The organism is Bacillus sp. ABP14 (assembly GCF_001831375.1).
Lineage (GTDB): Bacteria > Bacillota > Bacilli > Bacillales > Bacillaceae_G > Bacillus_A > Bacillus_A paranthracis.
This window is the reverse complement of sequence record NZ_CP017016.1, coordinates 3,107,253-3,119,334: the sequence shown is the minus strand read 5'-3', so window position 1 is coordinate 3,119,334 and position 12,082 is coordinate 3,107,253. Positions and strand designations below refer to the sequence as shown.

Here is a 12,082-nt window from a genome sequence, read left to right as displayed (position 1 = left end):
ATATATTTTTATGGTTCTTATATGATTAGGATACTGTAGGGATTTTTGTTAGGAGGAAGAAATGGTGAGCTCAAAATATATGATTGGTGTAGACATTGGGACAACTAGTACAAAATCAGTTCTATTTTCTACTGATGGATCTGTTATTGCAAGTCATGGAATTGAATATCCTTTATATTCTCCTACGCCGGAAACAGCAGAACAAGACCCTGAAGAAATTTTTCGTGCAGTAATACATACGATTAAAGAAACTGTACAGACAAGTAGTGTACAGCCGCATGATATTCTTTGTGTTTCTTTTAGTTCGGCAATGCATAGTATCATTGCTGTAGATGAGAAGGGAAAGCCGTTAACAAGATGTATTACTTGGGCAGATAATAGAAGTGCAAGCTGGGCAGAGAAAATAAAGAATGATAGGAATGGTCATGAAATTTATTTGCGGACTGGGACACCAATTCATCCGATGTCACCACTTTCGAAATTAGTTTGGTTACAAAATGAGCAGGCAGAATTGTTCGCAAAAACTTATAAATTTATTTCTATTAAAGAGTATGTTTTTTATAAGTTATATAAGGAGTATGTAATTGATTATTCTATAGCATCAGCAACAGGGATGTTTAATTTGGAATCTTTAAAATGGGATGAAGAGGCTTTACATGTTGCGGGAATTACAGATGACAAGCTTTCTAAACTCGTTCCAACAACGCACAGTTTAACAGGATTAGATGAAGAGCTTGCCAAAGAGATGAATGTACTTGTTTCTACGCCTTTTGTAGTAGGAGCGAGTGATGGAGTCCTATCCAATTTAGGTGTAAATGCAATAGATCCTGGTGTTGTTGCTGTGACAATTGGTACAAGCGGTGCGATACGTGCTGTAACAAATCGTCCTGTAACAGATCCAAAAGGTAGAATTTTTTGTTACGCCTTAACTGAAGACCATTGGGTAATTGGTGGACCAGTTAATAACGGTGGTATGATTTTCAGATGGGCTCGTGATCAATTGGGCACTTCAGAGATTGAGCTTGCGAAGCGTTTAGGAAAAGATCCATATGAAGTGCTTACTGAAATAGCAGCAAAAGTGAGTCCGGGGTCCGACGGTTTATTATTTCACCCGTATTTAGCAGGAGAAAGAGCTCCTTTATGGAATGCAAATGCGCGAGGATCTTTCTTTGGACTTGGATTGCATCATAAGAAAGAACATCTTATCCGTGCTGTTTTAGAAGGAGTAATTTATAATTTATACACCGTTCTTCTTGCTTTAAAAGAGCTAATTGGTGAACCGAAAAAAATTCAAGCGACAGGTGGTTTTGCAAGATCGGAACTTTGGAGACAGATGATGGCAGATATTTTCCATCAAGACGTATATGTTCCGGAAAGTTTTGAAAGCTCTTGCTTAGGAGCTGCAATACTCGGTTTATATAGTTTAGGTGAAGTAGATACGTTGCATGTAGTTTCTGAAATGGTAGGTGCGAATTTCCACCATGAACCAAACATGAAAAGTGTGGAAAAATATAAAGATTTAACACCAATCTATATTCGTCTGTCCCGTCAATTGGAAGAAGAATATGAAAGTATAGCAGCGTATCAAAAAAAGTGGGTTTAAAGGCTATTTTGCAAGAAAATATGGTAACGTATAAAGAGGTACTCCAATTCTTTTAGGATACTCTTTCAACATAAAATATGTTAAGAAGTATGATGAACGAAAAATATAGGGAGAGAGGGTTATGAAAATGAAGGATAACAAAGAGTTTATTGGATATGTTGGAACATACACGAAAGAAAATAGTGAAGGAATATATAAGTTTACGTTAGACACGGAAGCAAAGAAAATTAGTAATGTAACACTTGCGGCCAAGTTGGATAACCCTACATATGTAACGATTAATCGAAATAATGAATATCTCTATTCTGTTGTTAAGGAAGGCGAATCTGGTGGTGTAGCTGCTTATTCGATTAATAGTAAAACTGGAGAGCTAACAGAAGAAAACAGACAAGTAGTAGAAGGGGCTTCTCCTTGTCATGTGAGTGTTGATAGTAGAAATCGTGCGGTAGTTACAGCGAATTACCATAAAGGAACGATCGAGTCTTTTGTAGTTAATGAAGAAGATGGAACTGTAAATCCTGCCGCATCGATTATGGCACATGAAGGTTCAGGTCCGAATAAAGAAAGACAAGAAAAACCACATGCACATTATGCGGGATATACTCCTGATGAAAAATATGTAGTTGGTGTTGATTTAGGGATAGATAAAATAATTACGTATGAAATAAAAGATAGTACATTAACAGAAGTGAATCGTTTATCTGTAAATCCAGGGAGCGGTCCAAGACATATTACTTTTCATCCAAATGGAAAGTATGCGTATGTGATGACGGAGCTTAGTTCAGAAGTTATTGTGTTAACATATAATCCGGCAGAAGGATCATTTACAGAATTACAGTATATTTCTACTGTTCCAGAAGAGTTTGATAAAAATAATCAAGGAAGTGCGATTCATATTTCTTCTGATGGTCGCTTTGTATATGCAGGTAATCGTGGTCATAATAGTATTGCTGTTTTCAGTGTAGATGAAAACTCAGGCCAGCTTACATTTGTTGCACATACATCTACAGAAGGAAATTGGCCAAGAGACTTTGTATTAGATCCTACTGAAAAGTTTCTTGTTGCTACAAATGAAAAATCACATAATCTTGTGCTATTTTCAAGAAATGAAACGACAGGTGAGCTAACTCTTTTACAATCTGATGTTGTTGTGCCGGAGCCTGTTTGTGTTAAGTTTTTAAATGTTTAAGTTGTGTTGAAGCTGAATGAGGATAGTGATGCTGTTATTTATCGGTAAGTCGATATATTGAAAAAATCATTGATATAATTGAATTTGTGTTCGATATATTTGGAAAATCGTTGATATAATTTCATATGCCTAAAAAAAGCAAAGCGATATCGCTTTGCTTTTATTGTTTCTTTTTCGGTCTACGTACTAACTCGCCGCCGCAGTTTGGGCAAACGTTGTGTCTTTCTTCTGTACATGGTGCACAAAATGTACATTCATATACGCAAATGTATGCTTCAGAATCTTGTTCTAGCGATTGATCGCAAATTTGACAGTTTGTTTTCATTTGTAGTGCCATAGTAATTCTCCTTTTAGTTTGAAAATTTATAATTTAATTATAATTCATTGGTTAGAGTTAGTCCTTTTCAATTGAAAGGAAATCGAATGATAAAGTTGTGATTTGAAATGAAAGATGCTCGTTTATTTTTAAATTGATTATTTTGTGCAGTTAGAATATTATGAAATGGTCAAAAGACAACGGGGGGTATACATTTTGACTAATCATAACGATCATTTAAAAGCAAACTGCGAAAAATGCTTCGGTCTATGTTGCGTTGCATTACCGTTCGCAGCATCGGTAGATTTTGCAGTGAATAAAGATGGTGGTAAACCATGTTCCAACTTACAATCAGATTTTAAATGTAGTATACATAAAAATCTTCGTGGAAAAGGTTATAAAGGTTGTACAGTATTTGAATGTTTTGGCGCTGGGCAGAAAATTTCTCAAGTTACATTTAACGGGGTAGATTGGCGGAAAGATGCTAAGCACGCGAGGAAAATGTATGATGCTTTTCCAGTTATGCATCAGCTTCATGAAATGCTTTGGTATTTAAATGAGGCTATTTTATTGAAGGCGACACAGTCAATCCATAAAGAATTAAGTAAAGCAATTGAAGAGACGGAGCGACTTTCGAATTTACATGCGGACGAGTTAATGAAAGTAAATATCCCATTACATCGTGCAGAAGTGAATATTTTACTTTTAGAAACGAGTGAGCTAGTTTGGAAGGAAATGAATACTGCGTGTAAGAAACGAATCATTCACCGCGGAGCAGATCTTATGGGAGCAAATTTGAAGAAGAAAGATTTGCAAGGAGCGAATTTAAGAGGAGCGTATTTAATTGCGGCTAACTTAAATGGTGCTAACTTACGCGGTGCAGATCTCATCGGAGCAGATTTGCGAGATGCAGATATTCGTGGTGCTGATTTTACAAATAGTATTTTTCTGACGCAAGTTCAAGTGAATGCGGCAAGAGGGGACAAACATACGAAATTACCGAAATTATTGACTCGTCCATCGCATTGGAGTGCGTAAAGAGTGTATATGAACAGGCAGAGATTAAGTATCTCTGCCTATTTTTCATTTCTTTTCAAAAGTAGTAATAAAAACACTACATATAATAAGAATACCACCAATAAAAAAGTTACTATTTAATGTCTCATTTAATAAGAGCCAACCAAGCAATGACCCAATAATAGGTTGGAAGAAGAAAAATAACGAGCCGATGCTTGCATCTACTAATTCTAATCCTTTATTCCAAAGGAAAAAGGCAGCTGCAGTTGAGACGATTCCTAAATAAAGTACGCCTAATATTACATATAGGGTCATATGTTCAATTGGGTTTGATTGAAATTCCCATACCATAAAAGGTGTAATAAAAAAGAGTGAAAAGAATATAGCGTACGTTGTAATCACTAAAGATGAAAATCGAGCTGAAGCAATTTTTACATAAATAGATAGTAAAGCCCACGTAATAGCTGCCCCGACTAATATGATTGTACCGATAAAATAGGAGCCAATTTCAATATCCCATCCGATTACGATAATAACACCGATTGTCGCTATTATAGTAGATAACAGTCTACGAGCGGTTAGCTTTTCTTTTAAAATGATTGCTGCAAATATAACGATAAATGCAGGTGTAGCTGACGTTACTAAAGATCCTGTATGAGCGTCGGATAATTTTGTTCCGATAAATTGACAAGTGATCGAAATGAAGTATCCGATAAATCCAATCCAAGCGAATAGGAGCCAATCTTTTTTACGAATGGTTACTGTTTTCTTTTGCTTTTTCTCAGTAATTTTTAAAATCATATACAAAACAACAAAAGCAATGATAAAGCGTAGCCAAACGAGTGTTAGTGGTGGGATAAAGTCGAGTACATATTTGCTAACAACATACATACCGCCCCATATACTAGCTGCTAGTGATAAACATATAGCTCCTAAAATTGTTTGTTTCATGTAAAGTACCTCCGTCTATTTTTAGGGTATGATGAGTCCCTAAGACGAGGCATAGTGCACGTGTTATATGAATGCCCGTCTTAGTTTATAGACGGCCTACAGGTTGATCGTTTTCGAATGAAGTGTTGTAGTACATGTGTATTCCCCCTTCTTAAGTTATAATGATATTATAACTTAATTTTCTGATTATTGGAGGCTGTTATGAAATATATCGTGATAAAATCACATATTAGCAATTATCCTGATCCAATTCGCTTAGAAGAGGGGGATGTAGTGAAAATGATAGAGAGTTACGATGGTCCTGAAAATTGGGGAAACTGGATGTTTTGTCACGAAGAGAAATATGACCGGAAAGGATGGGTTCCGGAGCAACTTATAATGAAAAATACAACTGATGTAGGAATCATTACGAAACAATATACTGCCAAAGAATTAAATGTAAGTATTGGAGAAAGATTGATTGGATTAGAAGAATTGAATGGATGGGTTTGGTGTGAAAAAACAGGTGGTGAGGATGGCTGGGTACCGAAGGAAAACTTACAAAATATTAGTAATACTATTTGGTTATTAATATAGGAAACATATTTTTAGTTTATGAGTATATTGGTTGTAGGATGAAAAATAGATTAATAGAGAAAGAGGAGATTATTATAACTACAACCGTTATTTCTCATTTTTATAACGAAGAGTATTTATTACCGTGGTGGCTTGCTCATCATACGAAACTGTTTGATCATGGTATTTTAATTAATAAAGGCTCAACAGATCGTTCGGTGGAGATTTGTAAGAAATTCGCACCGCATTGGGAAGTGCGAGATTCTGTAAATCCAGAGTTTGATGCATATGCGACGGATCATGAAGTGATGAGGGTAGAACAAGAAATACAAGGATGGAAAATGATTTTAAATACGACTGAGTTTCTTTGTGTGCAAGATAAAAATCAGTTTTGGAAATTACTAAATGAATTGGGAGGGAGGATGTATTGGCTAGAAGGGCTTATTATGGTTGATGATCCTAACTACAGTTATCCGGACCTTAACTTTGGACTCCCTTTAATGAAACAGCGATTTCATGGTTATTTACCAGAAGATTGGCCGCTATGGAGAAGAGGTAGATTTATTCATAATCATGAACACGGAAGTTATACAGTTGGAAGACATTTATCCGCGCATGAATCTATGATTTATCCCCCTCTTGCTTGTATATTATGGTTTGGATTTAGTCCGTGGAACGATGCGATGAGAAAGAGAAAGTTACAAATTGGTCCGACTCTTTCTGAAGCTAGTAAGCATGGGGGGATGGGTACACACCATATTATTACGCCGGAAAGATTAGAAGAATGGTATAAGGAATTAGCAGGAGGGACGAAGGATTTACGTTTTAGTGATGCGTACCGTTATGCTTTTGTATAAATGATTCCCACCATGAAATTGTTTCTTCGATTCCTGTATTTAGATCGTATGTCGGTTTCCAGTTTACTTCAGTTTTTAAACGTTCTACATGAACCCCGACAAATAAAGGTTCATCTTTAGAGAAAGGGATTGCACCTAGTTTAATTAGGTGCTCTTTTCCTATCTTTTTCGCAATGATAGATGCTAATTCTTTAATTTGTACAGATTGACCAGAAGCGATATTGATTGTGCCTGTAACGTCGTGTTCTAATATCGTTACGAGAGCATGAGCGACGTCGCTCACATGGAGGAAATCTCTTGATTGTTTTCCATGTGTACATAGTGCCTCCTCATTTTTTAATAAAGAAGTGATAATGTTAGAAACGAGCCGGTTCCCTTGTTCGTGAGGGCCATACATATGAAAAATCCGGCCCCAACACATGCTGAGGCCTGATTGCTCAGCGTACGTTTGTAGCCAGGAGTGTAGTGCATTTTTACATAATGAATACGGGGTTTTATAAGAAAGAAGCGGTGAATCTTCAAACAATACACCGTTAAACCATTCATACTCTGCGCCAGTACCGGCAACGACGACTCGCTTTCCGCCGCATGTTGTGAAGTGTTGAATCAATGAGATACTAGACGTAAGCCAATAGTAATTATTGATAGATACATAACACGCTGGCGGCACTGCTTCCCAAGCTAAATGAATGAGATGACTAGGCTTCATGTCGTAAATGAGTTTTTTTACTTCTTCATCGCAAAGTAAGTTGACTTTATGCCAATGGCAAGAAAGATGGGAAGGCTTATTTGTATTGTAAGTGGCGTGCACTTCATAGCCCTTTTGAATAAGAGAATGTACAACATATTTACCAATCCATCCGCTACCGCCTGTTACAAGGATTTTTTTCATGGCTCAATTACCTCAACTTCTGGTATTGTTACTAAAAATTTGCCGCCCCACTCACGAATGAAAGAGCATTCTTTCATAATCTCGTCTTTTAAATTCCAAGGAAGTATAAGAATGTAATCAGGTTTTGTACGTTTTATTTCTTCTGGAGATTTTATTGGAATGCGGGTTCCTGGTAGAAGGAGATTTTGTTTATGAGGGTTTTTATCTACTGTATAAGCTAGAAATTCTTTTCCTATCCCGCAATAATTTAAAAGGGTGTTTCCTTTAGCTGGCGCACCGTAACCGATAATTTGTTTGTTTAAAGCTTTCGCTTCGATAAAAAACTGTAAAATATTTATTTTCAATTGTTCGATGCGTTTAGAAAAAAGGAGATAACAATCTAATGTATTTAGCCCGTGATCCACTTCTTTTTGGATTAATTTTGTAACACTAGAATGGATAGTTGATTCGTCACTATGATGTTTTACAAAAATACGTAAGGAACCACCGTGCGTTGCAAGTTCTTCTACATCGACAATTTGTAAATGATGGTGAGATAAAACTTTTTGCAGGCTTATAAGTGAGAAATAGGAGAAGTGCTCATGGTATATCGTATCAAACTGTTTAAAGGATATGAGATTTAATAAGTGCGGGAATTCAATTGTTATTGTTCCGTCTTGTTTTAATAACGTTTTTAAACCTGCCACAAAATCATGTAAGTTCGGAACGTGTGCTAATACGTTATTAGCAATGATTAAATCTGCTTGCGGTAATTTTTTTGCTAAGTCGTTGCTGAAAAAATTCACTTCGGTAGGAATTCCTTTTTGGATAGCGATTTCTGCTACATTTTTTGCTGGTTCAATTCCCAATGTTTCGATATTTTCTTTTTGAAAGTATTGTAATAAGTACCCGTCGTTACTCGCGATTTCAACCACCTTGGAGTCTTTCTTTAAATAGAAACGCTTAATCGCCATTTCTACATATTGTTTAGCATGCAGTAGCCAGCTTGATGAGTAAGAGCTAAAGTATAAATAGTCATGAAAAATATTGTGCGGAGATTCAAATTCATCTAATTGTACGAGTAAACAAGAGTGACAAACAAATGTGTGCAATGGATAAAATGGTTCCATTTTATATGAGTTTTCTGGAGAAACAAATGAGTTAGCGAGAGGAGAAACACCTAAATCTAAAAAAGTGTTGCTGAGTAATGAGTGGCAAAAACGGCATTTTTTCTGTTCCATTTTATAGCCCCCTTATAAATTTTTGAATGCATCAATTTGTTGTCGCGTGAAAGATTCGATATTTTCACCAGATGCATATTTTTTGTACCAATCAACAGTCCAAGTGATAGCCTTATCTGTTGATAACTTAGGAGTCCAGCCGAGTTTAGTTACTGCTTTTGTACTATCAAGTGTTAAAACAGGCGATTCATAAGGAGTGTTTGTAGGGGGGGAAGTGATTGTTAGTTGTTTATTCCATAATTTTATTACAGATTGAATGACATCATGAACGGTTCTGTTAGGTTCGTTCAACGGGCCGAAATTCCATGCTTCTGCATATGCAGCGTCTGTCCAAAGTTTTTCAGCTAAAAGGATATAGCCGTGTAAAGGATCTAATACGTGTTGCCACGGGCGAATAGCGTGTTTGTTTCTAATATTTAACGTACCATCTTGTAAATATGCACGAATGACATCTGGGAATAATCGGTCTTCTGCCCAATCCCCACCACCGATGACGTTACCTGCTCTTACTGAGGCGAGTTTCTGAGTATTAGTGTGGAAGAATGATTTTTGATAGGATGTTGCCACTATTTCAGCGCAAGCTTTACTAGCACTATAAGGGTCGAAACCTCCTAGCCGGTCAATTTCCACGAATGCCCGGTTACCGCTCCCGTCATTTTCATAACATTTATCACTTGTAACATTAATGATGCCACGTATACTTTCTATATGTTTTGCAGCTTCCAATACGTGAACAGTGCCTAAAACATTCGTTTTAAATGTTTCGATAGGATCTTTGTATGAAGTTGTGACGATTGGCTGGGCAGCTAAATGAAATAGTATGTCAGGGTTATGATGTTTTAGGGCGTGTAATAAAGAATCGTAATCTGTAATGTCGCCTTTAATTGTTATGCACTCTTTTGCTACGTTACATTGTTCAAAAAGATTAGGAATCGATGGGGGATGAGAAGAAAAGCCAACTACTTCTGCACCTAAAGAAGTTAAGAAAAGGGTGAGCCAAGAGCCTTTAAATCCAGTATGTCCCGTGATAAATACTTTTTTCTTATTCCAAAAAGATGAAGAAGCCATATTACCAAACCTTCCACGGAGCGTTATTACTTTCCCATAGCTCGACTAATTTATTTTTATCGCGCAATGTATCCATCGGATGCCAAAAACCAGTATGTTGATATGCTGATAGTTCGTTTTTGTTTACTAACTGAACTAAAGTGTCTGTTTCAAAAACAGACTTATCTCCACTAATGTAATTGAAAACTTCAGGGTTTAAAACGAAAAATCCACCGTTAACCCATCCGCCATCCCCGAGTGGCTTCTCTTGAAAAGATGTTACAGACTGTTTATCTAATATGAGAGAACCGAATCTACCAGGAGGTTGTACGGCGGTAACAGTTGCCATTTTTCCATGTTTTTTATGAAATGCAATAAGTTCTTTTATATTTACGTTACTTAATCCATCACCATAAGTGAGGCAGAAAGGTTCGTCTCCAACAAAATTTTGAATTCTTTTCACTCGTCCTCCCGTTTCGGTATTTACACCAGTATCGATTAATGTAACTTTCCACGGTTCTACACGATGAGAATGGCTAGTAATTGTATTATCTCTTAAATGTATCGTGAAATCTGACATGTGTAAGTTGTAGTTTAGAAAGAATTCTTTAATTGCATATCCTTTATAGCCTAAGCAAATAATAAATTCAGTAATACCGTAATGGCTATACAAACTCATAATGTGCCATAGAATAGGTTTTGTTCCAATTTCAATCATAGGTTTCGGTTTTAAATGTGTTTCTTCCCCAATCCTTGTCCCGTATCCACCAGCAAGAATAACAGCTTTCATTTTTTCCTCCTAAAATAAAAATTTATAATATATACAGTATTCATATTGTATACAAATGGTTTTGTTTTTGACTAAGTGCGTAAAAATGTGTGGAAAATGATGGTGTGAGAAATATTAAGGTTTAAATTTAGGGAATAATTGTTGATATTCAGGGTGGTTACGAAGATCTTGGGTTATGCTACTAAGCTCTAAAAATCGAGTTTCGAGTTGCTCAGGGGATTGACCATAATGTGTTTGAAGTCCCATTCGAACGCCCTTTTTTGAAAGGGTGGGTGTAATTTGTAATTTTCTTGCCTTTGTATGTTCGTTCCAAGGACTAAAGTAAAATTTAACAATGAATGAAGGGGAGTTATAAACGACATGTTGATGCCGCGTAAAATGTCTGCCTGGTAAATATGCGCCATCAAGATGGTTGTGTATAAATCTCCAGGCACAGCCGATTTCTGGGTTATAAGGAAAAAGCCCGTGATACCGTTGTTCTACTAAAGGAATGGAATATCTTAGTTTTGAATAATTGTAATCATGCTTATCAATCATGACAATCATTCTAATCGCATACATATTTTGACCTAACGTATGAAGTGATGAGAAAAATTCTTCTACATTGTTACAGCAAAGAAATTCTGTAGTATTTAATACCATCTTCCAACCTGAAACTTCTCTTTCAATTTCCATTACCTCAATATCAGTATTAGTGGGATCGAATTCAAGGAATCTTGAATCTCGTACTTCCCAGTGGGGAGCAAATAATTTACAAATTTCAACGGAACGATCTGTAGAACCTCTATTAATTAATATACCGTGATCAAATATTTTTGTATGATGCATAAGCCACCATGGTAATAAATACTCTTCATTATAAAAGTGAGAGATAATAGTTTTAGTAATTTCAATCTCCTCCAATAGCATGAATAATAATTTTAATTAAATATTATTATCATATGTTTTGTATTAAAAAAGGTTGAAAGGAATATGCGATTCTATGATGATATTTTCATAGTAATGTAGTATGGGGAAAATAATTCGATTATAAGAATTAAGTAATGTATTGTTAATTTACAAAATGATAAAATGGTAAGTGGAATTGTGTATAAATTATGAATAATAAACCGTCACGTTTGACTGTACAGTTTATGTATTGTATGATGTTAGTAATATAAACAAGGGGGGAAGATCGTTGGGAAGGTGTATCGAATCGGACAGTTGGCTCTCATGGCTCACGTGTCGAAACGAACGATTGATTATTATACGAATCTAGGTATCTTAAAAGCGGAGCGATCTCAATCTAATTATCGCTATTACGACGAAACAGCATTTGAGACATTACAATTTATTGAGAAGTGCAAAGAAATGCATATGCCGCTTTGTGAGATTAAAGAGAAAATCGAGGAGAAGAAGAAGCTGCTCGGTATCAATGAACACGTTTCGAAACAAGTGAATGAAGTGACAGACCATATTCATCGATTAGAAGTAGAGCTAACGGAATTAAAGCCGCTTTTAGATGGATTGACTGATTCACAACGTGAAAAAATATCGAAATCTTTATCTGGTCAAACGACAGCTTTAATACAGACACTTGCTCTATTATTATAGAAAAAGTGAAATCCGACCTCTTTAATTTTTGTATCGGGCTATGTTTTCTAAG

The 12,082-nt window shown here is 36.0% G+C and carries 13 protein-coding genes; 6 read left to right on the top strand and 7 right to left on the bottom strand.

Translation table 11 applies throughout. The features are described 5' to 3' along the window. The first annotated feature begins 61 nt into the window (after positions 1–61). A complete protein-coding gene (gntK, locus tag BGI23_RS16170; protein WP_070806556.1) occupies positions 62–1,603 on the top strand; it encodes a gluconokinase in 1,542 nt (513 codons plus the stop codon). Positions 1,604–1,730: 127 nt separating this feature from the next. Then, positions 1,731–2,792: a lactonase family protein gene (locus tag BGI23_RS16165; RefSeq protein ID WP_157441061.1), complete on the top strand. Its 1,062-nt coding sequence runs from the start codon at positions 1,731–1,733 to the stop codon at positions 2,790–2,792. A gap of 160 nt (positions 2,793–2,952) precedes the next feature. On the opposite strand, the gene BGI23_RS16160 is transcribed toward BGI23_RS16165, so the two are convergent. Continuing rightward, entirely contained in the window at positions 2,953–3,129 is a 177-nt protein-coding gene (locus tag BGI23_RS16160; RefSeq protein WP_001207874.1) for a DUF1272 domain-containing protein, read from the bottom strand. Between the two features lie 195 nt (positions 3,130–3,324). Between BGI23_RS16160 and BGI23_RS16155 the strand changes: the two genes are divergently transcribed. Then, the gene (locus BGI23_RS16155) at positions 3,325–4,146 is read left to right on the top strand and encodes a pentapeptide repeat-containing protein (RefSeq protein ID WP_070806554.1); all 822 of its coding nucleotides are present in this window, start codon (positions 3,325–3,327) and stop codon (positions 4,144–4,146) included. Positions 4,147–4,191: 45 nt separating this feature from the next. On the opposite strand, the gene BGI23_RS16150 is transcribed toward BGI23_RS16155, so the two are convergent. Then, complete coding sequence (locus BGI23_RS16150) at positions 4,192–5,076, bottom strand: DMT family transporter (RefSeq protein ID WP_070806553.1); 885 nt, start codon at positions 5,074–5,076, stop codon at positions 4,192–4,194. A gap of 201 nt (positions 5,077–5,277) precedes the next feature. Here BGI23_RS16150 and BGI23_RS16145 point away from each other — a divergent pair, with 201 nt between their 5' ends. Continuing rightward, positions 5,278–5,652: an SH3 domain-containing protein gene (locus BGI23_RS16145; protein ID WP_070806552.1), complete on the top strand. Its 375-nt coding sequence runs from the start codon at positions 5,278–5,280 to the stop codon at positions 5,650–5,652. Between the two features lie 38 nt (positions 5,653–5,690). Then, positions 5,691–6,488 carry a glycosyltransferase family 2 protein gene (locus BGI23_RS16140; RefSeq protein WP_014481720.1) on the top strand — a complete coding sequence of 266 codons (798 nt, stop codon included), beginning with the start codon at positions 5,691–5,693 and terminating at the stop codon, positions 6,486–6,488. Here BGI23_RS16140 and BGI23_RS16135 read toward each other — a convergent pair. From BGI23_RS16135 to BGI23_RS16115, 5 genes are all read right to left on the bottom strand, one after another. Then, positions 6,457–7,380: an NAD-dependent epimerase/dehydratase family protein gene (locus tag BGI23_RS16135; RefSeq protein WP_070806551.1), complete on the bottom strand. Its 924-nt coding sequence runs from the start codon at positions 7,378–7,380 to the stop codon at positions 6,457–6,459. The genes BGI23_RS16140 and BGI23_RS16135 overlap by 32 nt on opposite strands. Further along, on the bottom strand, positions 7,377–8,600 hold the full coding sequence (locus BGI23_RS16130; protein ID WP_000435755.1) for a class I SAM-dependent methyltransferase: 1,224 nt from the start codon (positions 8,598–8,600) through the stop codon (positions 7,377–7,379). Before BGI23_RS16130 ends, BGI23_RS16135 begins: the two co-directional genes overlap by 4 nt. 12 nt (positions 8,601–8,612) lie before the next feature. Then, a complete protein-coding gene (rfbG, locus tag BGI23_RS16125; RefSeq protein WP_070806550.1) occupies positions 8,613–9,668 on the bottom strand; it encodes a CDP-glucose 4,6-dehydratase in 1,056 nt (351 codons plus the stop codon). Position 9,669: 1 nt separating this feature from the next. Next, the gene (gene rfbF, locus BGI23_RS16120; protein WP_000648792.1) at positions 9,670–10,437 is read right to left on the bottom strand and encodes a glucose-1-phosphate cytidylyltransferase; all 768 of its coding nucleotides are present in this window, start codon (positions 10,435–10,437) and stop codon (positions 9,670–9,672) included. A 114-nt stretch (positions 10,438–10,551) separates the two neighbouring features. Further along, positions 10,552–11,346: a glycosyltransferase family 2 protein gene (locus BGI23_RS16115; RefSeq protein WP_001997813.1), complete on the bottom strand. Its 795-nt coding sequence runs from the start codon at positions 11,344–11,346 to the stop codon at positions 10,552–10,554. A gap of 276 nt (positions 11,347–11,622) precedes the next feature. Here BGI23_RS16115 and BGI23_RS16110 point away from each other — a divergent pair, with 276 nt between their 5' ends. Beyond that, positions 11,623–12,030 (top strand): MerR family transcriptional regulator, encoded by a 408-nt coding sequence (locus BGI23_RS16110; RefSeq protein ID WP_000285640.1) that lies wholly within the window; start codon positions 11,623–11,625, stop codon positions 12,028–12,030. Positions 12,031–12,082 lie beyond the last annotated feature (52 nt).

Coding starts and splice junctions, on each gene's coding strand:
- BGI23_RS16135 (WP_070806551.1), bottom strand. CDS start 7,380: ATGAAAAAAATCCTTGTAACAGGCGGTAGCGGATGGATTGGTAAATAT.
- BGI23_RS16160 (WP_001207874.1), bottom strand. CDS start 3,129: ATGGCACTACAAATGAAAACAAACTGTCAAATTTGCGATCAATCGCTA.
- BGI23_RS16130 (WP_000435755.1), bottom strand. CDS start 8,600: ATGGAACAGAAAAAATGCCGTTTTTGCCACTCATTACTCAGCAACACT.
- rfbF (WP_000648792.1), bottom strand. CDS start 10,437: ATGAAAGCTGTTATTCTTGCTGGTGGATACGGGACAAGGATTGGGGAA.
- BGI23_RS16115 (WP_001997813.1), bottom strand. CDS start 11,346: ATGCTATTGGAGGAGATTGAAATTACTAAAACTATTATCTCTCACTTT.
- gntK (WP_070806556.1), top strand. CDS start 62: ATGGTGAGCTCAAAATATATGATTGGTGTAGACATTGGGACAACTAGT.
- BGI23_RS16145 (WP_070806552.1), top strand. CDS start 5,278: ATGAAATATATCGTGATAAAATCACATATTAGCAATTATCCTGATCCA.
- BGI23_RS16140 (WP_014481720.1), top strand. CDS start 5,691: ATGAAAAATAGATTAATAGAGAAAGAGGAGATTATTATAACTACAACC.
- rfbG (WP_070806550.1), bottom strand. CDS start 9,668: ATGGCTTCTTCATCTTTTTGGAATAAGAAAAAAGTATTTATCACGGGA.
- BGI23_RS16165 (WP_157441061.1), top strand. CDS start 1,731: ATGAAGGATAACAAAGAGTTTATTGGATATGTTGGAACATACACGAAA.
- BGI23_RS16150 (WP_070806553.1), bottom strand. CDS start 5,076: ATGAAACAAACAATTTTAGGAGCTATATGTTTATCACTAGCAGCTAGT.